The sequence below is a fragment of the Streptomyces rishiriensis genome, assembly GCF_003112535.1.
Classification (GTDB): Bacteria; Actinomycetota; Actinomycetes; order Streptomycetales; family Streptomycetaceae; genus Streptomyces; species Streptomyces rishiriensis.
In genome coordinates this window covers 37955-62512 of the sequence record NZ_BEWA01000026.1, presented here as the reverse complement: position 1 = coordinate 62512, position 24558 = coordinate 37955, and the positions used below count along the sequence as shown (strand labels likewise).

General features: G+C 73.3%; 22 protein-coding genes and 1 pseudogene. 15 read left to right on the top strand and 8 right to left on the bottom strand.

Annotated elements, in window-relative coordinates; translation table 11 throughout:
• Positions 1–54: 54 nt before the first annotated feature.
• Entirely contained in the window at positions 55–1263 is a 1209-nt protein-coding gene (gene hutI, locus Sri02f_RS35615; protein WP_109005457.1) for an imidazolonepropionase, read from the top strand.
• Positions 1264–1307: 44 nt separating this feature from the next.
• Here the strand turns inward: hutI and Sri02f_RS35610 are convergent, their stop codons facing one another.
• The 3 genes from Sri02f_RS35610 to Sri02f_RS35600 form a co-directional block, all read right to left on the bottom strand.
• Positions 1308–2381 (bottom strand): DMT family transporter, encoded by a 1074-nt coding sequence (locus Sri02f_RS35610; protein ID WP_109005456.1) that lies wholly within the window; start codon positions 2379–2381, stop codon positions 1308–1310.
• 106 nt (positions 2382–2487) lie between these two features.
• Positions 2488–4014 (bottom strand): ricin-type beta-trefoil lectin domain protein, encoded by a 1527-nt coding sequence (locus Sri02f_RS35605; RefSeq protein WP_109005455.1) that lies wholly within the window; start codon positions 4012–4014, stop codon positions 2488–2490.
• Between the two features lie 340 nt (positions 4015–4354).
• A complete protein-coding gene (locus Sri02f_RS35600) occupies positions 4355–5290 on the bottom strand; it encodes an RNA polymerase sigma factor SigF (protein WP_109005454.1) in 936 nt (311 codons plus the stop codon).
• 240 nt (positions 5291–5530) lie between these two features.
• On the opposite strand from Sri02f_RS35600, the gene Sri02f_RS35595 reads away from it, so the two are divergent.
• The 6 genes from Sri02f_RS35595 (at position 5531) to Sri02f_RS35570 (ending at position 11609) form a co-directional block, all read left to right on the top strand.
• On the top strand, positions 5531–5926 hold the full coding sequence (locus Sri02f_RS35595) for an STAS domain-containing protein (protein WP_109005453.1): 396 nt from the start codon (positions 5531–5533) through the stop codon (positions 5924–5926).
• A 204-nt stretch (positions 5927–6130) separates the two neighbouring features.
• Entirely contained in the window at positions 6131–6691 is a 561-nt protein-coding gene (locus Sri02f_RS35590) for an ATP-binding protein (protein ID WP_109005452.1), read from the top strand.
• A gap of 688 nt (positions 6692–7379) precedes the next feature.
• On the top strand, positions 7380–8108 hold the full coding sequence (locus Sri02f_RS35585; protein WP_109005451.1) for an LPXTG cell wall anchor domain-containing protein: 729 nt from the start codon (positions 7380–7382) through the stop codon (positions 8106–8108).
• A 29-nt stretch (positions 8109–8137) separates the two neighbouring features.
• The gene (locus tag Sri02f_RS35580) at positions 8138–8977 is read left to right on the top strand and encodes a COG1470 family protein (protein WP_109005450.1); all 840 of its coding nucleotides are present in this window, start codon (positions 8138–8140) and stop codon (positions 8975–8977) included.
• Positions 8974–10290 carry a hypothetical protein gene (locus Sri02f_RS35575; RefSeq protein ID WP_373865159.1) on the top strand — a complete coding sequence of 439 codons (1317 nt, stop codon included), beginning with the start codon at positions 8974–8976 and terminating at the stop codon, positions 10288–10290. Before Sri02f_RS35580 ends, Sri02f_RS35575 begins: the two co-directional genes overlap by 4 nt.
• 68 nt (positions 10291–10358) lie before the next feature.
• Positions 10359–11609 carry a hypothetical protein gene (locus Sri02f_RS35570; protein WP_109005495.1) on the top strand — a complete coding sequence of 417 codons (1251 nt, stop codon included), beginning with the start codon at positions 10359–10361 and terminating at the stop codon, positions 11607–11609.
• A gap of 96 nt (positions 11610–11705) precedes the next feature.
• Here the strand turns inward: Sri02f_RS35570 and Sri02f_RS35565 are convergent, their stop codons facing one another.
• Positions 11706–13202, bottom strand: a complete 1497-nt coding sequence (locus tag Sri02f_RS35565) for an oligopeptide:H+ symporter (RefSeq protein WP_109005449.1) — start codon at positions 13200–13202, stop codon at positions 11706–11708.
• Between the two features lie 519 nt (positions 13203–13721).
• Between Sri02f_RS35565 and Sri02f_RS35560 the strand changes: the two genes are divergently transcribed.
• Positions 13722–14399, top strand: a complete 678-nt coding sequence (locus Sri02f_RS35560; RefSeq protein WP_069768534.1) for a response regulator transcription factor — start codon at positions 13722–13724, stop codon at positions 14397–14399.
• Between the two features lie 140 nt (positions 14400–14539).
• A complete protein-coding gene (locus Sri02f_RS35555) occupies positions 14540–15814 on the top strand; it encodes a sensor histidine kinase (RefSeq protein ID WP_109005448.1) in 1275 nt (424 codons plus the stop codon).
• A 78-nt stretch (positions 15815–15892) separates the two neighbouring features.
• Here Sri02f_RS35555 and Sri02f_RS35550 read toward each other — a convergent pair whose 3' ends face one another.
• Complete coding sequence (locus tag Sri02f_RS35550; RefSeq protein WP_109005447.1) at positions 15893–16408, bottom strand: GtrA family protein; 516 nt, start codon at positions 16406–16408, stop codon at positions 15893–15895.
• Positions 16409–16605: 197 nt separating this feature from the next.
• Here Sri02f_RS35550 and Sri02f_RS35545 point away from each other — a divergent pair, with 197 nt between their 5' ends.
• The 4 genes from Sri02f_RS35545 to Sri02f_RS35530 all read left to right on the top strand — a co-directional run bounded on the left by Sri02f_RS35545 (position 16606) and on the right by Sri02f_RS35530 (position 20698).
• Positions 16606–17745: a 5-(carboxyamino)imidazole ribonucleotide synthase gene (locus Sri02f_RS35545; protein ID WP_109005446.1), complete on the top strand. Its 1140-nt coding sequence runs from the start codon at positions 16606–16608 to the stop codon at positions 17743–17745.
• On the top strand, positions 17742–18263 hold the full coding sequence (gene purE, locus Sri02f_RS35540; protein WP_109005445.1) for a 5-(carboxyamino)imidazole ribonucleotide mutase: 522 nt from the start codon (positions 17742–17744) through the stop codon (positions 18261–18263). Before Sri02f_RS35545 ends, purE begins: the two co-directional genes overlap by 4 nt.
• 7 nt (positions 18264–18270) lie before the next feature.
• Entirely contained in the window at positions 18271–19458 is a 1188-nt protein-coding gene (locus tag Sri02f_RS35535) for a dipeptidase (protein ID WP_109005444.1), read from the top strand.
• 139 nt (positions 19459–19597) lie between these two features.
• Positions 19598–20698: a dipeptidase gene (locus tag Sri02f_RS35530; protein ID WP_109005443.1), complete on the top strand. Its 1101-nt coding sequence runs from the start codon at positions 19598–19600 to the stop codon at positions 20696–20698.
• A gap of 51 nt (positions 20699–20749) precedes the next feature.
• On the opposite strand, the gene Sri02f_RS42320 is transcribed toward Sri02f_RS35530, so the two are convergent.
• Positions 20750–21154 (bottom strand): VOC family protein, encoded by a 405-nt coding sequence (locus Sri02f_RS42320; RefSeq protein ID WP_109005442.1) that lies wholly within the window; start codon positions 21152–21154, stop codon positions 20750–20752.
• 55 nt (positions 21155–21209) lie between these two features.
• Positions 21210–21420: pseudogene (locus Sri02f_RS43285) on the bottom strand (VOC family protein); the annotation flags it as partial.
• A 10-nt stretch (positions 21421–21430) separates the two neighbouring features.
• On the opposite strand from Sri02f_RS43285, the gene Sri02f_RS43280 reads away from it, so the two are divergent.
• The gene (locus tag Sri02f_RS43280) at positions 21431–21694 is read left to right on the top strand and encodes a hypothetical protein (RefSeq protein ID WP_109005441.1); all 264 of its coding nucleotides are present in this window, start codon (positions 21431–21433) and stop codon (positions 21692–21694) included.
• Between the two features lie 31 nt (positions 21695–21725).
• Here the strand turns inward: Sri02f_RS43280 and Sri02f_RS35510 are convergent, their stop codons facing one another.
• Positions 21726–23069 (bottom strand): UDP-glucose dehydrogenase family protein, encoded by a 1344-nt coding sequence (locus Sri02f_RS35510; protein WP_109005440.1) that lies wholly within the window; start codon positions 23067–23069, stop codon positions 21726–21728.
• A gap of 202 nt (positions 23070–23271) precedes the next feature.
• On the opposite strand from Sri02f_RS35510, the gene Sri02f_RS35505 reads away from it, so the two are divergent.
• Entirely contained in the window at positions 23272–24429 is a 1158-nt protein-coding gene (locus Sri02f_RS35505; RefSeq protein WP_109005439.1) for an acyl-CoA dehydrogenase, read from the top strand.
• Positions 24430–24558 lie beyond the last annotated feature (129 nt).

Here is a 24558-nt window from a genome sequence, read left to right as displayed (position 1 = left end):
CCCGCCGTCCCCCTCGCCCCCGTCGTCCCCCGCCCGGCCACCCATGAGGACGCCATGAGCAGCACCGTCATCACCAACATCGCCACGCTGGTCACCAACGATCCCTCCCTCGGACGGCGGTCCCCCCGGTCGAGCACATCCGAGAGCGGGGGAGATTCGCCTCTCGGCCTGATCCGAGACGCGGCGGTCGTCATCGACGGCGACCGCGTCGTGTGGACCGGTGAATCAAGCAAAGCACCCGCCACTGACAACCGGGTCGACGCCGGCGGCCGCTCGGTGCTCCCCGGCTTCGTCGACTCCCACTCCCACCTGGTGTTCGCCGGCGACCGCACCGAGGAGTTCAACGCCCGGATGTCGGGCCGCGGTTACACGGCGGGCGGCATCCGCACGACCGTGGCGGCCACCCGGGCCGCGAACGACGAGGAACTGGAGGCCAACCTCACCCGTTATCTGAGCGAGGCCCTCAGCCAGGGCACCACCACGATGGAGACCAAGTCCGGCTACGGCCTGACGGTCGCCGACGAGGCGCGCGCCCTGCGCCTCGCGGCACGCCACACCGACGAGGTCACCTACCTCGGCGCGCACATCGTCTCCCCGGACCACGCCGACGACCCGGCCGCCTACGTCGCCCTGGTCACCGGCGAGATGCTCGACGCCTGCGCCCCGCACGCCCGCTGGATCGACGTGTTCTGCGAGAAGGGCGCGTTCGACGGCGACCAGGCCCGCGCGATCCTCACCGCCGGCCGGGCGAAGGGACTGCACCCCCGCATCCACGCCAACCAGCTCTCCTACGGCCCCGGCGTGCAGCTGGCGGTCGAACTGGACGCGGCCAGCGCCGACCACTGCACCCACCTCACGGACGCGGACGTCGACGCCCTCGCGAGCGGCGACACGGTCGCCACGCTGCTGCCCGGCGCCGAGTTCTCCACCCGCGCCGAGTGGCCGGACGCCCGCCGCCTGCTGGACGCGGGCGTCACCGTCGCCCTCTCCACTGACTGCAACCCCGGCTCGTCCTTCACGTCGTCCGTGCCGTTCTGCGTCGCGCTCGCCGTGCGGGACATGGGGATGACCCCGGACGAGGCGGTGTGGTCGGCCACGGCGGGCGGCGCCGCGGCCCTGCGCCGGACGGACGTGGGCCGGGTGGCCCCCGGCGCGTACGCCGACCTGACCCTGCTGGACGCCCCGAGCCACGTCCACCTGGCCTACCGGCCGGGCGTCCCGCTGGTGTCCGGGGTCTGGCGCAGGGGCGTGCGCGTGGTCTGAGGGGGCGCGGGCCGAGCAGGCGCGGGCCGCGGGTCCCGGTCGGCTCAGAGCCCGGGGGAAGCGCCGTCGCAGGCCTCGGCCGCGGTGGCGGCCCCGGGTGCGGTCCGGGCGGCGGTCCCGGCACCGGCGGCCCCGGGTGCGGTCCGGGCGGCCGCCGTGTCGGAGGTCTCGGCGGCGGTGCGTCCCCGGTCCGCCGCCGACCTGCCCCAGCCGGTGCCGACGAGCACGAGCACCGCCCCCGCGAGACCGGGCAGGCCGGGCCGGTCCCCGGCGAGCGCGATGCCCACGGCCGCCGCCCACACCGGCTCGGTGCCCAGCAGCAGGCTGACCCGGGACGGCGACGTACGGCGGACCGCCCACATCTGCACGAAGAACGCGAACAACGTGCAGAACACGGAGAGATACAGCAGACGGGCCCAGTCTCCGGCGTCGAAGTCCGCCGCCGCGGCCCACGGCGAGGCCCCCGTCCCGGGCACGGCCGACACCAGCGCGAACACGACGACCGCAGCGCCCAGCTGGACCGTCGTCAGCGACAGCGCGTCCGCCCCGCGCACCGACTCCATCCGCGCCATGGCGAGCACGTGCACGGTGCGGGCCACCGCCGCCCCCAGCATCAGCAGATCGCCCCCGGACGGAGCGGTGAACCCGGCGCCCTGCGTGAGCAGCGCCACGCCGAGCACCGACAGCCCCGCCGCCGCCACGAACGCCCCCGGCAGTCGCACGCCCCGCGCCCGGCTCTCCGCGAGCGGCGTGAACACCATGGTCAGGCTGATGATCAGCCCGGCGTTGGTCGCGGAGGTGTGGACGACGCCGTACGTCTCCAGGAGGAAGATCCCGGCGAGGACCAGGCCCAGCACTCCGGCGCCGCGCCACTGCGTGCCGCTCAGCGCCCGCAGCCGTCGCCACCCGACCGCCGCCAGCACCGGCAGCACCACGGCGAACCGCAGCACCAGCACGGCCGAGACGGTGTCCGCCGTGGTGACGCCCTTGGCGGCGAGGTAGCTGGACCCCCACACGACGGCGACCAGCAGGACGGGCACGTCGCCGAACCGGCTGAACCGGCTGAACCGACCGGCGGCGACGGGAACTGCGGGAGAGCGGGGCACGGGGCTCCTCATGAGCAGACGACGCGGGCCAGCGGCGCTGCTGGTTCGAGGGCCGGGCCAGCGTAGACGCCGGGCGGAGACCGGCCCGCGGATTTTCACGATGAGGACGGCGGCGGCCTCAGGCCGCCCCCGCCCGCCACACCTGGCGCGCGGCCTCGTCCAGCAGGTCGAACGACAGGGAGCCGGAGTCGTCCACCGTCAGGGCCGACGCGAAGGCGATCGCCGGCCGGATCCTGCCGTCCTCGTCCACGGTGAACATCAGGTTCCGGCCGTTGCGGCCCTCCACCGAGTCGCAGCTCCAGACGCCGACGCCGTCGTCGACCGCGCCACGGCTGTCCAGGCAGAAGTCGGGGTCGGCGTAGGACTGGAGCACCCCGCGCGCGGAGTCGACCCGCCAGCGCTGACCGGGGGAGGCCGAGCAGGGCACGGTGACGACGTCCGTGCCGTTGCGCAGGTCGCCGGCGACCTCCAGACAGCGGCCCGTGGCGGCGTTCACGACCTGGGCGAACGTGGCCCCGGGCGGGCGCGCGGGAGAGGCGGACGGGGTGGGCGCGGGCCGCGGCCCGGGCGGCGCGGAGGTGCGGGACGCGGACGGCGACAGGGAAGGTGACGGGCTGGGCGAGGCCGCGCTCGGCGCGGCGGACACCGACACCGTCGCCGTCACGGTCACCTGCGGCGCGGTCGACGGCCTGGCGCCCACCGCGCCCGCTGCCTCGCCGTCCGACGAGTCGCCCTGGGTGGCGAGCAGGATCAGCAGCGGGATCGCCGCGACCCCCAGCACCGCCGAGGCCAGCACGATCCGGCGGCGGGGTTTTCGGGCGGCCGTCCGCGCCGCGCGCACCGGCTCGCGCTCGTCCATCGCGTACGACGCCCCGCCCCACGGCAGCAGCCCCTCCGCGAGGGCGCCGCGGGGGGTGTCGCGCAGCGCGCACTGTTCCTCGTAGGCGGTCGCGCAGTGCGGGCACTGCGCCCGGTGGGCGTCGAGGTCGGGGCTGTGCCGTGGGCCGTCGGCGCGTACGGATTCCTCGATCAGCCGGCGGAAGTCCCCGCAGCGCGGGTCGTCCGAGGCGGCGAGCCGGTGCCGCAGACAGGCCTGGGCGAGGGACTGGAGGGCGGGTCCGGCGCCGTGGACCACGTCCTGGGGGGTCAGACCGAGCAGCGTGGCCGTGCGCTCGGCCGGCTCGCGCTCGACGACGTCGTACCAGATCAGGCCCTGCGTGCGGGAGGGCAGCGAACGGAACGCGACGAGCATCGGCGGTACCGGGCCGCCGGGGCCCGTCGTGTTGAGGACGAGGAGCAGTCCCGCGTCCAGCCCGCCGGCCCGGTCGTCGGCGGCCCAGCTCGCGGCCGCCTGCCCGGCCAGCAGCAGGAGCCGGTGCCGCCAGGGGCCGCCGGGGTCGGCGCCGCGCGCCGTCTCCCGGGCGGCGAGGGTGAAGGCCTCGGCCGCGAGTCGCCGGGCCGCCGGTTCGCCGGTCGTGCAGCGGCGGGCGTAGGCCAGCACGGCGGGCTGGTGGCGGGCGCGCAGGGCGCGCAGCGCCGGGTAGGCGGCGGCGGGTGCGGCGCGGAGCCGGTCGGTGAGGTGCGCGTCGGACGCGGTGTCGGCGTTCGGCGCGTGCGCCTCGTCGTCTCCGTCGGCACGGGCCATGAAGGGTCGCCTCCTCGCCGGACGCCCTCGCGCGTCCGGTTGCTGACGTACTGGTCAGTCCGGGGTGAGGGCGACCCTAGTGGCGCATGGGGCTCCGTGGGGAGGTTTCCGGGGGTAACAAGAGGGGCGGTGGGGGCGCGTGGGGAGAGGGGCGGGAGAGCGGCGGGAGGGAGGGGGCTGGAAGAGGGGCGGGAGAAGGGGCCTGGACGAGGGGCCTGGACGAGGGGCGGGAGAAGGCGGCGGGCAGACGCCGGCGCCCGGCCGATCGAGTTCAGGTCGAGCTCAGGTCGAGCTCAGGTCGATCGGCCGGGCGTCGGCGTCCAGCGAGGTCTCCCGGGTACTACTCCTCGACCGTCAGCGCCTTGCGCAGTCGCACCAGGGTGCGCGACAGCAGCCGCGACACGTGCATCTGCGAGATGCCGAGTTCCTCGCCGATCTCCGACTGGGTCAGGCCGGCGACGAAACGGAGGGAGAGGATCTGCCGGTCGCGGGGCGCGAGTCCGGCGATCAGGGGCTTCAGCGACTCGATGTACTCGATGCCCTCGATGCCGTTGTCCTCGTAGCCGATCCGATGGGCGAGGGCGCCTTCCGAGTCGTCGTCCTGCGGCTGCGCGTCCAGCGAGGACGCCGTGTAGGCGTTGGACGCGGCCATGCCTTCGACGACCTCGTCGTTGGAGAGGCCGAGACGCTCGGCGAGCTCCGCGACCGTGGGCGCGCGGTCCAGCTTCTGGGCCAGTTCGTCGCCCGCCCTGGCCAGGTCGAGCCGGAGCTCCTGGAGCCGGCGCGGGACGCGCACCGACCACGACGTGTCGCGGAAGAAGCGCTTGATCTCGCCGATGATGGTTGGCATCGCGAAGGTCGGGAACTCGACCCCCCGCGAGAGTTCGAAGCGGTCGATCGCCTTGATCAGGCCGATGGTGCCGACCTGGATGATGTCCTCCATGGGCTCGCTGCGGGAGCGGAACCGGGAGGCGGCGAACTTGACGAGCGCGAGGTTCAGTTCGACGAGGGTGTTGCGCACGTACGAGTAGTCGTAGGTGCCCTCTTCGAGGGATTCGAGCCGTGCGAACAGGGTCTTGGACAGGGCCCGCGCGTCGACGGATCCGACCTCGTCGAACGGGGGGATCTCCGGGAGTCCGGCGAGGGCGTCGGTGGGGTCGACGTCCGGCACCGCGTTCTGTGCGATGGGTTCCAGATGTTCTTGGTCCGGAGGGGGTGTCGACGTCGCTCCGCGGGTATGCGGTGCGTCGAGCCGGGGTGACATGATGTCCTCCATCGTTCTCGGCGTATGGCTGCCGAAGCCAGTGAGCGCACTACGGTGTGCGGCGCCTCCAAAGCCGGCCGTGTCGGTCTGCGTGTTCGTACTAGGCCTACCTGCTTTACTTGACCGATCGCAAGTGCACCTTGTCCCTTTATGTCTGTTTGTGTGCGATTGTTCGGGTGTTGAGGTGCGGGTCGAGGGCGTAGTGTTCGAGGGCGTCAGAAAGCAGTTCGCGACCCCAGGAGAAGAGACGGCATGGACCGCGGGACGGTCGGCAGCGCACAGTCGGGCCGGCTTCTGGTCGAGGTGCGGGAAGAGGGCCACAGTGCCGTCGTGACCCCGGCGGGTGAGTTGGATCACCACACCGCCGATTTGTTGCGTGAGCCACTCGAAGCCTGCCTCGCCAGAGGTCGCAGTCGCCTGGTGGTCGACTGCGCGCGCCTGGAGTTCTGTGACTCCACCGGGCTCAACGTGCTGCTCGGAGCCCGCCTGAAGGCGGAGGCGGCCGGCGGCGGAGTCCATCTGGCGGGAATGCTCCCCGTGGTGGCCCGGGTCTTCGAGATCACCGGAGCGGACGCCGTGTTCACCGTGCACGACACGGTCGAGGCGGCGCTGGCCGACGAGCGCGACGGACAGGACGAGGACGGCTGAGTTCGCGCCGTCCGCCCGGCGTCGACACGACACGGGCGAGAACGGGGGTGTCCCGCCCGTCACGCCGGGCAGGAGACATCCTGAACCCGCACATGTCGGCGGCGGCGCCGACGCGAAACGCCGTCCGGCTACGTACGACTCTGCAGAGATCCGACTCTTGAATGGTGAACCGGTCAATCGGGGAATCGGTGAGGTGAAGCGCTGATGAGCACCACCCGGCCTTACTCGCCGGGCGACCGCGGCCCGGAGCCCAGCCCGGAGCCCAGCGGCGCTTCCGGGGCGTCCCAGGGGGACGCGCGGGGGGCTGGGACGTCCGACGGGGGCACGGCTGCCGTGACGCCCGGGTCGCCGGGCAGCCGTCAGGTACGCCGGCTGAGCTTCGACGACGCCAGCGGCGTCGTTCCGCTCGCCCGCGACTTCGCCCGCCAGGCGCTGTACGCGTGGGGCTGGCTGCCGGCCGCCACCGCCGACCGGCGGGCCGCCGCCGAGGACGTGCTGCTCGTCGTCTCGGAGCTGGTCACCAACGCGTGCCTGCACGCCGAGGGGCCGGACGCGATGGTCCTGGGCTGCGACAACAAGGTGATCCGCGTCGAGGTCTCGGACCGCGGCACGGGCCAGCCGGCGCCCCGCACCCCGCACCGCGCGGGCCGCCCCGGCGGACACGGCATGTTCATCGTCCAGCGCCTCTGCCTGGACTGGGGCGTCATGCGGGCCCAGGGCGTCGCCGGCAAGACGGTCTGGGCGGAACTGGGCGCTCCGGCCTGACGGCCCCTGACCACGGCCCGCCCGCGGCGATTCCCGACCACGGCCCGCCCGCGGCGATTCGCCCAGCGGGCGGCGGCCGGAAGCGGGGGGTCCGCGCAGCCGGGCGGCCCGCCCTCGCCGTCCCGTCCCGCCGTCCCGTCCCGCCGCCCTCGCCGCGCCGCCCTCGGCGCACCGCCCTCGGGGGCCTCGCCCCCCGTAGGTCGCCGAGCGCCCGAGCGCCGAGCGTCGAGCGTCCGAGGCGACAGCCGGGCTCTTTACGGGCTTCGCCGGCCGGTTCGGCCCAGGCGCCCCGCGCCCTCGCGCTCTCGGCCGTGATCCCGGCTCCGGCCCGTCGGCTCCGGCCCGTCGCCGCCCGGCTGGCACCCCCGATCCGACGGCTTCGGCCCGCCGCCGCGGTCCCACCGCGCCCCCACCACGCCCCCACCACGGTCCCGCCGCAGTCCTGCCGCAGCCCCGCCGCCGTCTCGCCTCAGCAAGTCCGGTCAGGTTTCCGCGAAGCCTCGCCGTCCCGTCGTGCGCCGTCGGCGGGCAGTCGCGGCGGTCTTCGCGCCGCTCGCGCAGGTGTGTCGGATCGTCACAACTCCGGCCCGTGCCTTCTCTTCCCTCCTCATCGCCCCGGGCGTACCTTGACGGCTCAATCTGATGCCTCGTCAGTAAGGCGGGGCGGTGGGAGTGAGGGGACGGGACCGTGTCGAACCGGAAGCGAACCGCCGTGCTCGCGACTGCCGCGGCCCTGGCCGGCTCGGCGGTGCTGACGGCCGCCCCGGCGGCCATGGCCGAGGTCGTCAACGTCAACTACGGCTGCAAGACGCCCATCGGAGCCAAGAGCGCCGTCTCGCCGATCGACATCAAGGGCGTCAAGAGCGGCGACGGATACCGGATCACGATGTCCTGGCAGAAAGGCGTCTCCTCCAGCCCCGTCGAACTGGGCGCCGGCTCCATGAAGCCGAGCGCCACGATCAAGCTGGGCGGCGCCGACAGCGGCACCCTGAACGTCACGGGCCCGGCCAACCAGGCCGCGATCCCCGAGAACACCCCCATCAAGATCAATGACCTGAGCGGCACGTACACCCCGAAGAGGAGCGGCAAGGTCACCTTCACGGCCGGCGTGCTGACCATCAAGGCGCTCGGCACGACCACCACCTGCACACCGAGCAACACCCCCGGCCCCTCCCTCACCCTCGACGTGACCGTGTCGGGCGGCGGCACGAGCGGGGGCACGACGGGCGGCGGTACGACCGGGGGCTCGACCGGCGGCGCGGCGAGCGACGGCGGCTCCGGCGGGCAGCTCCCGCAGACCGGCCCCGAGGACTCCGCGATCGCCCTCGGCACCCTCGGCGGCACCGTGCTGCTCGCGGGCGCGGCGGGCGCCCTGTGGCTGACCAGGCGCAACCAGCCGGCCCGTGCCCGCCGCTGACCGCACCCGGAGGAGCGCTGGAGCCGCCGATGCCGTACGCCACCGCCCGCGTCCTGCTGCTGTCCCTGCCGCTGGTGTCCCTCGCGTCGCCGGCCGGCGCGCCCGGCGCCGGCCCGGCCGGCTGGTCGGCGTCGCCCTCCGGCGGAGGACGGCCGTCGTTCTACGCCGAGGGCACGCCCGGGACGGCGCTGCGGGACACGGTCGCCGTGACCAACCGGGGGACCCGGCCGCTCTCCGTGCGGCTCGGCGTCACCGGTCCCGGTCTGCGGGTCGCCTTCGCCGAACCCGCCCTCGACGTCCCCGCCCGCACCCGCGCCGAGGTGCCCTTCACGGTGGCGGTCCCGGCGGACGCCCGGCCCGGGGACCGCGCGGGACGGATCGTCGTACGGGACTCCGCCGGCCGGGAGAGCGACGTGCGGCTCCTGATCCGGGTCGGCGGTCCCCGGCTGGCCGCGCTGACCGTCGAGCATGTGGCCGTGCGCGGCGACCGCATCACCTACGAGCTGGTCAACCGCGGCACCACGGCGCTCGTCCCGCGGCTGGCGGTGCACGCGGACGGCGTCCTGGGCGTCGTCCTGGAGCGCGCCCCGCGCGTCCTGCCCGTGCGCCTGCCGCCGGGCCGCCGTCTCGCGCTGTACGAGCCCTGGCCCGACCGTCCGGCCCTGGACGCCGTCACCGTGCGGCTGACGGTCACCGCGCCCGGCGCGACCCGGGTCACCGGACGGGCGTCCGCGCGGTTCGTGTCCCGGGGCGCGGCGGCGGGCGCGGTGGCCGGCGCGCTGTCGGCCGCGGCGGCCGCCGTGTTCCTACGACGACGCCGGCACCGGCCGGCCGCCGCCGAAGCCGAGCCGAGGGGAGCGCTGACGTGAGAGGCGAGGTGCGGATCGCGGCGCCGGCGACAGCGTCGGCGCCGGTCCTGGTTTCCCTGTTGTTGCTGCTGCTGTCCCTGGTCCCGGCGGCCGCCCCGGCCGCGGCCGCCGACCGGCCGGCGGTGACGGTGTCCGCGGCGCAGGCGGGCACGGGCGGCTCGGTCACCGTGAGCGGCAGCGGCTGGCGGCCGCGCACGCTGCTGATGCTGCTGGTCTGCGGGCAGGCGACGCCGGCCCGGGGCGTGATCGGCGGCACCAACTCCTGTGCCAACGCCGACGGGCGCGCCGTCACCACCGACGCCGACGGCCGCTTCAGCCGGGCGCTGCCGGTGGCCGAGCCGCCGGCGCCCTGTCCCTGTGTGGTGCACGTGGCGACCGCCACCGGTGCGAAGGCGCAGGCCGACGCGGCGTTCCAGGTGGCCGGGCACCCGGTCCGACCGCTGCCCGCGCAGACCGGTGGCGGACGTCTGTCCGTGCTCACCGACACCCGGCTCGACGGCTCCTCGGGCCTGCTGACCTGGTTCGGGGCGCCGCCCGCGCGCACGCTGACGTTCACCGTGGGAAACGTCGGCACCGGGGCCGTCAAGGACCCCGTGTTCCAGGTCGGCGCCGCGCACGGGGTGTTCGCCCCGCAGTGGGACGAGCGGCAGTGGCGCGGCACGATCGGGCCCGGCGAGAAGGCCCGCGTCGAACTGCCCGTCGAACTGGCCGCGGGCGCCCATGGCGACTACACCGTCTCCCTGAAGTACGGCGGGAAGGTCCTCGCCGAGCAGCCGTGGGGCGTGGGCCGTCCGTGGGGCGTGACCCTGTTCTGGATCCTGCTCTGCCTGGTCGTCCCGGGGGCGGTGTTCCGCGTCGGGCTGGCGGTGGTGGACCGGGTGCGCCCGCGCCATCCGTCCCGGGGGCGCTCCCGGGCGCCCCGGCACGAGCGGAGCACGGACGTCCGGACCGCGCAGGCCGGGCCCCCCGCCCCGAACACGACTCTGCCGTGGTTCACCCCGGACACCGGCCCGGGCCCCGCGGCACGGCTCCCGGCACCGCGGGAGGACCGGCCGACGAGTCCCACGACCCCGCTCACTCCCCTTGACCCGCTCACTCCGCCTGACCCGTTCACCCCGCCTGAGCCGCTCACTCCGCCTGATCCGGCGACTCCGCCTTATCCGGTCACTCGACCCGATCCGGTCACTCGATCTGATGCGACCGCTCCCACGGGTCCGACGACCGCTCCCACGGGTCCGGCGACTCCCCTCAACCCCACGACGCCCCACGACTCCCCTCAACCCCACGACTCCGGCAGGAAGGGATCCACGTGAGTGAGAGAGCCATGCCACCCGAACGGGCCCCCGCGCGCAGGCGGACGGCGGCCGCGGGCGCCGCCGTCATGCTCACCGGGGCGGCCGTCCTGCTGGGCGTGACCGCCGGCCAGGCGCAGGCCGCGGAGGTGTCCTACGCCACCAAGTGCGTGCCGCCCTCGGGCATCGGCCTGCCCGACGTCAACGGCACGACGAAGGTCGAGATCACCGCGCCGGCCACCGCGAAGGTCGGCGACACCGTCGACGTCGTCTGGAAGTTCACGCAGGCCGCGTCGAAGAACCCCGACATCATCGATCTGCCGGCGAACTCCGTCCAGCCGTCCGGCACCCTCAAGGCGGCCGGCGCGCAGAGCGCCGACATCGCGATGCAGGGGCCGCGCGAGAACCCGGCGATCCCCAAGGGCGGCGCGATGACGCTGTCCGACATGAAGGGCTCGCTGAAGCTGACGGCGGCCGGGCAGGTGACGCTGACGCCGGACGCGTACGTCGTCAACGCGCTGTCGACGGACACCCGGTGCACGCCGACGCAGGCGGTGCAGCCCTCGGCGACCATCACGGTGGCGGCCGGCGGCGGGAGTTCGGGTTCGTCGAGCGGCAGCCCCTCGCAGAGCGCGTCGTCGACGCCCTCGGGTCCGCCGAGCGGGTCGGGGACGCCGTCCTCCTCGTCGTCGCCGACGGGCGGCTCCGGCCGGACGGACTTCACCGGCAAGGTCGTGGACATCCCCTACACCTGCCAGTCGCCCATCGGCGAGAAGAAGGCCACCTCGCCGGTGCAGATCAACGCCAGGAAGAACGGCGGGAGTTACGGCCTGACCGTGCGGTTCAAGAAGTCGGTCATGAACAGCCCGATCGACATCCCGGCGAACTCCGTGAAACCGTCGATGCAGGTCACCCTGGGCGGCTCGGACAAGGGCTCGGTGAAGGTGACGGGCCCGGCCAACCAGGCCCCCGTGAAGCAGGGCGCCCCGATCGAGATTCCCGACCTGACCGGCACGTACAAGCCCGGCGCGACCGGTGAGTCCACGCTCTCGCCGGGCGTCCTCGTCATCGAGGCCCTGGGCACGACCACCACGTGCACCCCGGACAGCACGGCGGTCTCGCTGACGCTGAACACCGAGGAGCAGGCCGGCGGCGCGTCGGGCGGCGGCGGTTCGTCGTCCTCGTCCTCCGGCGGCGCCGCAGCCACGGGAGGCGGCGGGCTCGCGGAGACGGGCTCCGGCGACCACGGCGCGCTGAAGGCCCTGGGCCTGGTGGCGGGCACGGCGGTGCTGCTGGGCGGAGCGGTGTTCACGTTCCTGCCGGGCAGAAGGACCCGCTGAGCCGTCGCACGGCGTCGGCGGGCGAGCCGGGGCCGGAACGGGCGAGGGCCGGCACACCCACCTGGTGTGCCGGCCCTCCCCCGTCGCGGGCGGACGTCAGTTGACGTCGCCCATCAGTTCCTTGACCTTCTTGCGGTACATCCACACCGCGAGGCCGGCGACGACGGCGAGCACGGCCTCCAGGGCCACGATCCCCGTCTTGTTGAGGTCGACGCCGGCGATGGAGAGCAGGCCGGTCGTGGCGTCACCGGCGGTGACGGCCAGGAACCAGACGCCCATCATCTGGGAGGCGTACTTCGCGGGAGCCATCTTCGTGGTGACCGACAGGCCGACCGGGGAGAGGGTCAGCTCGCCGACGGTCTGCACGAAGTAGATCGCCGCCAGCCACAGCGCGGCCGCCTTGTGACCGCCCTCGGCGATCGACAGCGGGGCCAGGAAGAGGAAGAACGACGCGCCGACCAGCACGAGGCCCGTCGCGAACTTCACCGCGGTGCTCGGCTCCTTGCCGCGCCGGGCCAGCGCCACCCAGGCCCAGGCGAAGAGCGGGGCCAGCGCCATGATCAGGACCGGGTTGACCGACTGGTACCAGGAGACCGGGAAGTCCCAGCCGAGGACGCTGTTCTTCGCCGAGGACTCGGCGAACAGGGACAGCGTCGAGCCGCCCTGGTCGTAGATCATCCAGAACACGGCCGCGGCGACGAAGAACCAGATGTACGCCGTCAGCTTGGACTGCTCGGCGCGGTCCAGCTCCCTGTCCCGCTTCATCCGGGCGATCACGAGGACCGGGATGATCAGGCCGGCGACGGTGATCGGGACCAGCAGCCAGTTCAGCGTGTAGACGCCGGAGACGCCCACGACGGCGTAGAACACGATCGCGACGGCCGCCCAGAACGCGGCCTTGCGCAGCGTGGCCGCCTTCTCCTGCGCCGACAGCGGCGTGGGGACCAGGTCCGAGCGCGAGCTCAGGTGACGGCTGCCCAGCAGGAACTGGGCCAGGCCCAGACCCATGCCGAGTGCGGCGAGGGCGAAGCCCAGGTGCCAGTTGACGTTCTCGCCGAGGGTGCCGATGACCAGCGGAGCGGCGAACGCGCCCAGGTTGATGCCGATGTAGAACAGCGTGAAGCCGCCGTCACGGCGCGGGTCGTCGGGACCGTCGTAGAGGTGGCCGACCATCGTGGAGATGTTGGCCTTCAGCAGACCGGAGCCGATGGCGACCAGGCCGAGACCCGCGAAGAAGGTGCCGGCGTTCGGCAGCGCGAGGGTCAGGTGGCCGAGCATGATGATCGCGCCGGCGACGGCGACGGTCTTGCGGGGGCCGAGCACGCGGTCCGCGAACCAGCCGCCGGGGAGGGCGAGCAGGTACACGAGCGACAGGTAGACCGAGTAGATCGCGGTCGCCGTCGCGGCGCTGAGGTGCAGGCCGCCGGGGGCGACCAGGTACAGCGGGAGCAGGGCCCTCATGCCGTAGTAGGAGAATCGCTCCCACATCTCGGTCATGAAGAGAGTGGCCAGTCCGCGGGGGTGGCCGAAGAAGGTCTTCCCGGAGCCGGGGGTGTCCGGGCGGACCGAGTCCTTCGTCAGGCTGGACGCCATGTCGTTCCTTGCTGGTCGGGACGCGCTGCACTTGCGGTGCGCGCCCGGTGGGGGGCGGCCGGCACCGGCGGACCGTCTCGTCCACCCCTACGCCGGGGGGAGTCCGCTCCGGGTCTCGAAGCGGTGGACGGCGGTCACCGGGATCCACGCCCCCTCGCGCGGGGGCCCGGCCACAGGTCATTCCTTTCGGGGCCGGCGGGAACCGGCCCGCACACAAAAGAGACCCTCGGCGTCAAGCGGACCGCCAAAGGTCCCTGTGTACTACAGGCGTTCTTTCACCATACGGCAGCACAACGCCGGATATGGAAGGACTTGAGACGCGGATCACAGGTGATCATGGAACTCTGGCGGCATTCCGAAGGCTCGTATCATCGTGCCATCCCCCGACCGCAGGTCCGTACCAAGATCGACGGCGGGCCGGCCCCCGCCCCGCGTCCCTGCTGTCCGGCATGTCCCTAGGTAAGAAACAGCGTCGTCGATCACACTTCGGCCCCTGCTCGCGCGGACTACCATCAGCTCATGACCCGTGTACTGCTCGCCGAGGACGACGCGTCCATCTCGGAGCCGCTGGCCCGCGCCCTGCGCCGGGAAGGCTACGAGGTCGAGGTGCGCGAGGACGGCCCCACCGCACTCGACGCCGGAATGCAGGGCGGCGTCGACCTGGTCGTCCTGGACCTCGGTCTGCCCGGCATGGACGGCCTGGAGGTGGCCCGTCGGCTGCGCTCCGAGGGCCACGCCATTCCGATCCTCATCCTGACCGCGCGCGCCGACGAGGTGGACACCGTCGTCGGCCTGGACGCGGGCGCCGACGACTACGTCACCAAGCCCTTCCGGCTGGCCGAACTGCTCGCCCGGGTCCGGGCCCTGCTCCGGCGCGGCGCGTCCGAGCCCCAGCAGCCGCCCGCCACGCACGGCGTGCGCATCGACGTCGAGTCGCACCGCGCCTGGATGGGCGACGAGGAACTCCAGCTCACCGCCAAGGAGTTCGACCTGCTGCGGGTCCTGGTGCGCGACGCGGGCCGGGTCGTCACCCGCGACCAGCTCATGCGCGAGGTCTGGGACACCACCTGGTGGTCGTCGACCAAGACCCTCGACATGCACATCTCCTGGCTGCGCAAGAAGCTCGGCGACGACGCGGCCAACCCCCGCTACATCGCCACGGTGCGCGGTGTGGGCTTCCGCTTCGAGAAGAGCTGACCTCTGCCCCTCCCGGGCTTCGGCCGGTCATGCGGGGCGCGTCGCCGGGTGCGGGCCGGCGGGGCTTCTCCCGCAGTTCCCCGCGCCCCGGGGTGGGCCGCCCGCACCCCGTCTCGTGAAGTCACCGTCCGGAGGGGCCCGTGCGTCGCCGTCTGATCCAGTCCACGCTCGCTGTCGTGCTCGTCGTCATCGCCGTGTTCGGGGTGTCCCTCGTCATCGTCGAGACCCGCACGATCAGCAACAGCGCCCAGGAACGCGTGGACTCCGAGGCGCTGCGGCTGGCCAGCATCGTGGACAGCCGGCTGGTCGGCGCGGAGGACGTCACCGCCGAGATACTGCGCGACCAGGTCACCCAGGACCGTTACGCCGAGATCCGCATCCCCGGCCGGCCGGTCATCCAGGTCGGCGTCCGGCCCGAGGGCGACGTCATCCGGTCCACGGCCAAGGGCGAGGAGGGCGAGGCCGTCGTGGTGCAGGAGCCGCGCTCCACGGTGACCCGGGAGGTCGGCCGCACCCTGCTGATCATCGCCCTGGTGGCGCTGCTCGCGGTGGTCGCGGCGGTGCTGCTGGCCATCCGCCAGGCGAACCGCCTCGCCTCGCCCCTCACCGACCTCGCGGAGACCGCCGAACGCCTGGGCTCGGGCGACCCGCGCCCCCGCCACAAGCGGTACGCCGTCCCCGAGCTGGACCGGGTGGCCGACGTCCTCGACTCCTCCGCGGAACGCATCGCGCGCATGCTCACCGCCGAACGCCGCCTGGCGGCGGACGCCTCCCACCAGCTGCGCACGCCCCTGACGGCGCTGTCCATGCGGCTGGAGGAGATCACCCTCACCGACGACCCGGACACCGTGAAGGAAGAGGCGACGATCGCGCTGACGCAGGTGGAGCGGCTGACGGACGTCGTGGAACGCCTGCTGACCAACGCCCGGGATCCGCGCACCGGCTCCGCGGTCACCTTCGACCTCGACGAGGTCATCCAGCAGCAGCTCGCCGAGTGGCGTCCCGCCTACCGGGGCGTGGGCCGGGCCATCGTCAGCTCCGGGAAACGCCATCTGCGCGCGGTGGGCACGCCCGGCGCGGTCGCCCAGGTGCTGGCCGCCCTGATCGAGAACTCGCTGATGCACGGCGGCGGCACCGTCGCGCTGCGCACCCGCGTCACCGGCAACCAGGCAGTGGTCGAGGTGACGGACGAGGGGCCCGGCGTCCCCGCCGACCTGGGGGCGCGCATCTTCGAGCGGACGATCAGCGGCCGCAACTCCACGGGCATCGGCCTGGCGGTGGCCCGCGACCTGGCCGAGGCGGACGGCGGCCGGCTGGAGATGCTCCAGGCCCAGCCCCCGGTCTTCGGCCTGTTCCTGTCCCGCACGGCGCCGCAGAAGCGCACCCCGCAGGACGAGGAGCCCACGGTCCGGTGACGCCGCCCGGAGCTCCGCTCGGCGGGGCTGAGGAAGGCCGGAGACGGCCGTCGGGCCCGGAGGGCCGGGGCCGGAGGGTCAGCTCACGCGCTGCGTGGGCTGGGGGTCCGGCCGCCGGCTCTGCTCCGCCGCCGTCAGAAAGGCCTCCGCGCCGGTCGCAGCCTCCTTCACGGGCAGCGTCCGGAACACCCACGTCCGGTACGACCAGAACCGGAAGAGGGTCGCGATGCCGATGCCGAGGAACTTGAACACGTTGCTCTGCAGGGGGCTGTCCCAGCCGAACCAGTAGGTCGCCGCGTACAGCAGCCCGTTCTCGATCACCAGGCCCACCACGCTGAACAGCAGGAACAGCGTCAGTTCCCTGGTGCGCCCGCTCTTCTCGCGGTCCCGGTAGGTGAAGTAGCGGAAGCCCACGTAGTTGAAGGCGATGGCCACCACCGTCGCGATGACGCTGGCCCGGACCACGGGCAGGTCGGTGAGATGCCGGACGGCGTTGAAGACGCCGAGGTTCACCAGCAGGCCCGCGCCGCCCACGGCTCCGAACCTGGCCAGCTCACGGATGAGCCTCTTCAGCCCCGAGGAACCATGCGCCATGGTCGTACAGGCCCCCGTCCGGGATAGTTGCGTCAACCCAGCCATGCTAACCACCACTCTTCCCGGTTTCCTGTGGTGCGGCTCACGGGTCGGCGGCCGACGGCCGAGATGCGGCGAAACAGCGGGTATGAGGCCGCAAAGCCGGCGGTGGGAGACGCGAGATTCGGCCGGGGTGGCGTGGCCGATACCCTGGGGGCGTGACGTTCCCGGTAGTCGGCATGGTCGGCGGGGGGCAGCTCGCTCGTATGACACACGAGGCGGGCATCCCGCTCGGCATCAGGTTCAAGCTCCTCAGTGACACCCCACAGGATTCCGCGGCGCAGGTCGTGAGCGATGTCGTCATCGGCGACTACCGCGACCTCGACACGCTGCGCGAGTTCGCGCGCGGGTGCGATGTGATCACCTTCGATCACGAACATGTGCCCACCGAGCACCTCCGGGCGCTGGAGGCGGACGGCATCCCCGTGCGCCCCGGCCCGGACGCGCTCGTGCACGCCCAGGACAAGGGCGTGATGCGCGCCCGGCTCGACGCGCTCGGCGTGCCGTGCCCCCGGCACCGGATCGTGAGCGATCCGGCGGACGTCGCCGCGTTCGCGGCCGAGGGGGAGGGCTTCCCGGTCGTCCTCAAGACGGTCCGCGGCGGCTACGACGGCAAGGGCGTCTGGGTCGTCGACTCCGCCGCCGAGGCCGAGGACCCCTTCCGCGCGGGCGTCCCCGTCCTCGCCGAGGAGAAGGTCGACTACGTCCGCGAACTCGCCGCCAACGTGGTGCGCTCCCCGCACGGCCAGGCGGTCGCCTACCCCGTCGTCGAGTCGCGGCAGGTCGGCGGCGTCTGCGACACGGTGATCGCGCCCGCCCCCGGCCTCGACGAGACGCTGGCGCTCAAGGCCGAACAGATGGCCCTGAACATCGCCAAGGAACTCGACGTCGTCGGCCACCTCGCGGTCGAGCTGTTCCAGACCCGCGACGGCCGCGTCCTCGTCAACGAGCTGGCGATGCGCCCGCACAACTCGGGCCACTGGTCGATGGACGGCGCGATCACCTCGCAGTTCGCCAACCACGTCCGCGCGGTCCTGGACCTCCCGCTCGGCGACCCGCGCCCGCGCGCCCCCTGGACGGTCATGGTCAACGTCCTCGGCGGCGACTACCCGGACATGTACGCGGCCTACCTGCACTGCATGGCCCGCGACCCCAAGCTGAAGATCCACATGTACGGCAAGGACGTGAAGCCCGGCCGCAAGGTCGGCCACGTCAACACCTACGGCGACGACCTGGACGACGTCCTCGAACGCGCACGTCACGCAGCCGGATACCTGAGAGGCACGATCACCGAATGAGCCCAGTCGTAGGCATCGTCATGGGGTCGGACTCCGACTGGCCCGTCATGGAAGCCGCCGCCCAGGCCCTCGACGAGTTCGAGATCCCGTACGAGGTCGACGTCGTCTCGGCGCACCGCATGCCGCGCGAGATGATCGCGTACGGCGAGCAGGCGGACGGGCGCGGGCTCAAGGTGATCATCGCCGGTGCGGGCGGCGCGGCCCACCTGCCCGGCATGCTCGCCTCCGTGACCCCGCTGCCGGTGATCGGCGTGCCCGTCCCGCTGAAGTACCTGGACGGCATGGACAGCCTGCTGTCCATCGTGCAGATGCCGGCCGGCGTCCCCGTCGCCACGGTCTCGGTAGGCGGCGCGCGCAACGCCGGCCTGCTGGCCGCCCGCATCCTCGCCGCCCACGACGAGGACCTCCTCGCCCGGATGCGCGATTTCCAGCAGGAGCTGAACGACCAGGCCACCGAGAAGGGCAAGCGCCTGCGCGCCAAGGTCGAGGGCTCGAACGGCTTCGGTTTCGGGAAGTGACGGCGACGTGACAGAGCCGGCCTCGCTGGACGCGGCCCGCGAACTCCTGCGCGAGTTCCCGGTCGTCGACGGCCACAACGACCTCCCCTGGGCGCTGCGCGAACAGGTCCGCTACGACCTCGACGCCCGGGACGTCGCCCAGGACCAGCACGCCCACCTGCACACCGACATCCCCAGGCTGCGCGCGGGCGGCGTCGGCGCCCAGTACTGGTCCGTGTACGTGCGCGCGGACCTGCCCGACGCGGTCCCCGCGACGCTGGAGCAGATCGACTGCGTGACGCGGCTCATCGCCCGCCACCCGCGCGACCTGCACCCGGCGCGGACGGCCGCGGACATGGAGGCGGCGCGTGCGCAGGGCCGTATCGCCTCGCTCATGGGCGCGGAGGGCGGCCACTCCATCGCCAACTCCCTCGGCGTGCTGCGCGGCCTGTACGGGCTCGGCGTGCGCTACATGACGCTCACCCACAACGACAACGTCGACTGGGCGGACTCCGCGACCGACGAGCCCAGGGCGGGCGGGCTCACCGCGTTCGGCCGCGCGGTCGTGCGGGAGATGAACCGCGAGGGCATGCTGGTCGACCTCTCGCACGTGGCGGCGACCACCATGCACGACGCGCTCGACGCCTCCGGCGCGCCGGTGATCTTCTCCCACTCCTCCGCACGCGCGGTGTGCGACCACCCCCGCAACATCCCCGACGACGTCCTGGAGCGCCTGCCCGCCAACGGTGGCATGGCGATGGTGACGTTCGTGCCGAAGTTCGTCCTCCAGGCGGCCGTCGACTGGACGGCCGCGGCCGACGACAACATGCGCGCCCACGGCTTCCACCACCTCGACACCACCCCCGAGGCCATGAAGGTCCACCGGGCCTTCGAGGAGACCCGCCCCCGGCCCCTCGCCACCGTCGCCACGGTCGCCGACCACCTCGACCACATGCGCGAGGTCGCCGGCGTCGACTGCCTCGGCATCGGCGGCGACTACGACGGCACGGCCTTCACCCCCGAAGGCCTCGACGACGTCTCCGGCTACCCCCGGCTGATCGCGGAGCTCCTGGACCGCGGCTGGTCGAAGGCCGACCTCGCCAAGCTGACCTGGCAGAACGCGGTGCGGGTGCTGGGCGCGGCCGAGGACGTGGCGCGCGACCTGCAGGCGACGCGCGCGGCGTCCCACGCCACGATCGAGTCGCTGGACGGCTGAACCGGGCCGTCGGGGCGTGCGGGCGGGCCGGTGCGACCGGCCCGCCCGCACGCGTACCCCCGAACGCCCCGTCCACCAGGAAGCGCGCCGCCCGCCGTGCGACGGTGACCGTACTGCTGACCGACGTACGGAGACCGTCATGGCCGACCTCCAGGACGAACTGCACGCCCTCCCCGAGGCCTGTGAGCTCCCCGACACGGCGCAGACGGCCCCCTTCGCCCCGCGGCCGACTCCCGGCGACCCGCTGGAACGCGCCCGGGCCCTCCTCGCCGCCCACCCGGTGATCGACGGCCACAGCGGCCTGCCCTGGGCGCTGCGCGACCTGCCGTGGTACGACCTGCAGCTCGGCGAGAGCGGCGTCGACACGGACGTGCTCCGGCTGCGCGAGGGGCAGGTGGGCGCCCTGCTGTGGTCGCTGCATCTGCCCGAGCGTCTCGCGGGCGAGCGGGCCGTCGGCGCGACCCTGGAGCAGCTGGACCTCGTCAGGTCGGTGATCGCCGCGCATCCCGAGGGCCTGCGACTGGCCCGCAGCGCCGGGCAGGTCATCGACGCCCGCAACTGCGGCCGGGTCGCCGTCGTCCTGGGCCCGGCCGGAGCCGCCGCGCTCGACGACTCCCTGGGCATCCTGCGCGTGCTGCACTCCCTCGGGCTGCGCGTTCTCACCCTGGCGGGGGCCTCGTGGGCGGGTGAGGCGGGGCTGACCCGGTTCGGCGAGGAGGTCGTGCGGGAGATGAACCGGCTCGGCGTGCTCGCCGACCTGTCCGGCGCCTCCGACGCCACGATCGGCCGTGCCCTCGCACTGTCCAGGACGCCGGTCCTGTGCACCCGCTCCGCCGCCCGCTCCCTGCGCGCCCACCCCGACAACCTGTCCGACGCGCTGCTCGCCGAGCTCGGCGCGGCCAAGGGGCTGTGCCTGGTGCCGTCGTCGCCCGAGCGGACCGGCCCGCGCGTGCAGGACGTCGCCGACCACGTCGACCACGTCCGCGCGATCGCCGGCCCCGAGTGCGTGGGCCTGTCCGGCGCCCACGACCGCGGCGCCGGACCCGACGCCGCCTCGGGTTACCCGCAGCTGATCGCCGAGCTCCTCGCCCGCGGCTGGCCGGAGACCGACGTCGCCTTGCTGACCTGGGGCAACATGCAGCGCGTCCTGCGCTCGGCGGACTTCGCGGCCCGCGCGGCACGAGAACGCCGCAAGCCGTCGACAGTGCGCATCACCGAACTGGACGCGCCGGACGACTGAACCGGCCCACCCCTCTGGGGCAGGCGCCCCGGTCGTGGGCCGGTCCCGCGGTCAGGCCAGGGACTGTTCGACGCGGCACAGGCAGAACGGGTGGCCCGCCGGGTCGGCGTACACCAGGAAGTCCTTCCGCTCGCGGTCCTCCAGGTCCAGCGGACGTGCGCCCAGCTTCAGCACCCGCTCGTGGGCCTCGTCCATCTCCTCCCAGGTGGCGCCGCCGTCCAGGTCGAGGTGGAACTGCTGCGGATTGCGGTCGGCGCGCGGCCACTCCGGCGGGGTGTAGCCCTCCACCTGCTGGAAGGCGATCCGTGGGCCGCCGGGCACATGCAGCACGTACCAGTCGTCCGCGCCGTCCTCGGCCTCGGGCGTGCCGCCCAGGACCGCCGCGTAGAACGCGGCGAGCGCGCGCGGATCGGGACAGTCCAGCACGACGGAGCGGAAGCGGGCGACGGGCGGCATGGAACCCTCCTGAGCAGGACGTGGAGCGGGCCTCGGGCCGCCGCCGTCGGTTCCGGCAGCGGCACAGGCAACGGGTGCCCAGCGGGATCGGCGTACACACGCCGGCCGCGGGAGCGGTCCCGCGCGTCCGGCGGCTTCGCGCCCAGGGCGAGCACGCCCCGCCCGGCGGCGTCCGGACCGGCGACGTTCAGGTCGAGGCGGAACTGCCGCGACCGCTCCGGCGCGGGCCACGCGGGCGGGACGAACCCGGGGGCGGCCTGGTCAGCCCAGGGGCAGGTGACGGCCTCGCCGGCCGGTTTCCACGCCGAGGTGCCGGGCGGCACCGTCGAGGGCGACGGGGACGGCGACGGCGAGGGCGACGGCGACGGGGACGGGGACGACGGGGACCGGGTGGACGTCAGGACTCCGGACGGCCGGTCCCTCGCCCCGACGCGCCGGTACCCGGGCGAAGCAGTCACCGGGCAGTTCACCGGACAGTTCACCGGCCGGGTCACAGCCCGGTGGTGCAGAATGCAGCAAGACGCCGGTTCGGCCGACTGAGCCTCGGCCGAACCGGCGTCGTCCGCGGCCGCTACGCGGTCGGGCGGCCCATGGCCCGGTAGGTCCACCCCGCCTTGCGCCACAGCTGCGGGTCCAGCGCGTTGCGTCCGTCCAGGATCAGCCGCGCCGTCGCGACCTCGCCGAGCGCCGCCGGGTCCAGGTCGCGGAACTCCCGCCACTCGGTGAGATGCAGCACCGCGTCGGCCCCCCGGACGGCGTCGAGCGCCGAACCGGCGTAGCCCAGGGTCGGGAAGAGCCGCCGCGCGTTCTCCATCCCCTTCGGGTCGTACACGGTGACCTGGCCGCCCTGCAGATGGATCTGCCCGGCGACGTTGAGGGCGGGCGAGTCACGGACGTCGTCCGAGTCCGGCTTGAAGGTGGCGCCCAGCACGGCGATCCGCTTGCCCAGGAAGGAACCGCCCCCCAGCTCCTGCCGCGCCAGCTCGACCATCCGCCCGCGCTGGCGCATGTTGATCGAGTCGATCTCGCGCAGGAAGGTCAGCGCCTGGTCGGCCCCCAGCTCGCCGGCCCGAGCCATGAACGCCCGGATGTCCTTGGGCAGACAGCCGCCGCCGAACCCGATCCCGGCCCGCAGGAACTTCTTGCCGATCCGGTCGTCGTAGCCGATGGCCTCGGCCAGCTTGGCGACGTCGCCGTCGGCGGCCTCGCACACCTCCGCCATGGCGTTGATGAAGGAGATCTTGGTGGCGAGGAAGGAGTTGGCGGACGTCTTCACCAGCTCGGCCGTGGGGAAGTCGGTCACGACGAACGGGGCGCCCTCGGCGACGGGCTTCTCGTACACCTGCCGCAGCAGCGCCTCGGCGCGCTCGCTGCGCACCCCGACGACGATCCGGTCCGGGTGCAGCGTGTCCTGCACCGCGAACCCCTCCCGCAGGAACTCCGGGTTCCACGCCAGCTCGGCGTCCTCGCCGGCCGGCGCGAGCGCCGCGATCGTGTGGGCCAGCCGGTCGGCGGAGCCCACCGGCACGGTCGACTTGCCGACGACCAGAGCGGGCCGCGCCAGATGCGGGGCGAGGGAGGCGACGGCGGACTCGACGTACGACATGTCGCAGGCGTACTCGCCGTGCTTCTGCGGCGTGTTGACGCAGACGAAGTGGACGTCGCCGAACGCCCCCACCTCGGCCCAGTCCTGGGTGAACCGCAGCCGCCCGCTCGACCCCTCGAACCCGGCCACGTGCCGGCGCAGCAGCTCCTCGAGACCCGGCTCGTACATGGGGGCCTCACCGCGTTCCAGCATCTCGATCTTCTCGCGCACGACGTCGAGCGCGAGCACCTCGAAGCCCAGCTCGGCCATGGCCGCGGCGTGTGTGGCGCCGAGATAGCCGGTGCCGATCACGGTGATCTTGAGGGCCATGGATGCTCCTGGTGGGGGTTGCCGTCGCTGCGCGCCCGAGCATAGTCGGGGCGTGTCGGCGCCCCTCACCGGGCAGATCACCGGAGAGAAACCGCTGTCGCCAAACTCACGTATCACCGGGATCGGCGGGACCACTAAAATTTGAGTTACTTAACGGTAATTAGCATCGGTAGACGCAGCGTCTTTGGAGTGTGAGGACACCTTGGCCGGATCGGCTGACTTCGACCTGTACCGCCCGTCCGAGGAGCACGACATGCTCCGAGACGCCATCCGCTCACTGTCCGAGGCGAAGATCGCGCCGTTCGCGGCGGTGGTGGACGAGGAGGCCCGCTTCCCCCAGGAGGCGCTGGACGCGCTGGTGGCGAGCGACCTGCACGCCGTGCACGTTCCCGAGGAGTACGGCGGCGCGGGGGCCGACGCCCTCGCGACGGTCATCGTGATCGAGGAGGTGGCCCGCGTCTGCGTGTCCTCCTCCCTGATCCCCGCGGTGAACAAGCTGGGCTCGCTCCCGGTGATCCTCTCCGGCTCCGAGGACCTGAAGAAGAAGTACCTGTCGCCGCTGGCCAAGGGCGACGCGATGTTCTCGTACGCCCTCTCCGAGCCGGACGCGGGCTCGGACGCGGCCGGCATGAAGACGAAGGCGGTCCGCGACGGCGACCACTGGATCCTCAACGGCGTGAAGCGCTGGATCACCAACGCCGGCGTGAGCGAGTACTACACGGTCATGGCCGTGACGGACCCGTCGAAGCGCAGCAAGGGCATCTCCGCGTTCGTCGTCGAGAAGTCCGACCCGGGCGTCTCCTTCGGCGCTCCGGAGAAGAAGCTCGGCATCAAGGGCTCCCCGACCCGCGAGGTCTACTTCGACAACGTCCGCATCCCGGCCGACCGCATGATCGGCGAGGAGGGCACGGGCTTCGCGACCGCCATGAAGACCCTGGACCACACCCGTATCACGATCGCCGCGCAGGCCCTCGGCGTCGCCCAGGGCGCCTTCGACTACGCCAAGGGCTACGTCCAGGAGCGCAAGCAGTTCGGCAAGCCGATCGCCGACTTCCAGGGCATCCAGTTCATGCTCGCCGACATGGCCATGAAGATCGAGGCGGCCCGCCAGCTCACGTACGCGGCGGCGGCCAAGTCCGAGCGCCTGGACTCCGACCTCACCTTCCAGGGCGCGGCCGCCAAGTGCTTCGCCTCGGACGTGGCGATGGAGGTCACCACGGACGCCGTCCAGCTCCTCGGCGGCTACGGCTACACCCGTGACTACCCGGTCGAGCGGATGATGCGCGACGCGAAGATCACCCAGATTTATGAGGGCACGAACCAAGTCCAGCGGATCGTGATGGCGAGGAACCTTCCCTAGCAGGGCCGCGGCCACCGGCCTGTACATGCGACGACAGCCCCCGGCACGACGCCGGGGGCTGTCGTCGTACCCGGTCCGGGCGCGAAGCGGGCGGCCTCTGCGGTCTCCGTGACCGCCTGCTACGGTGCG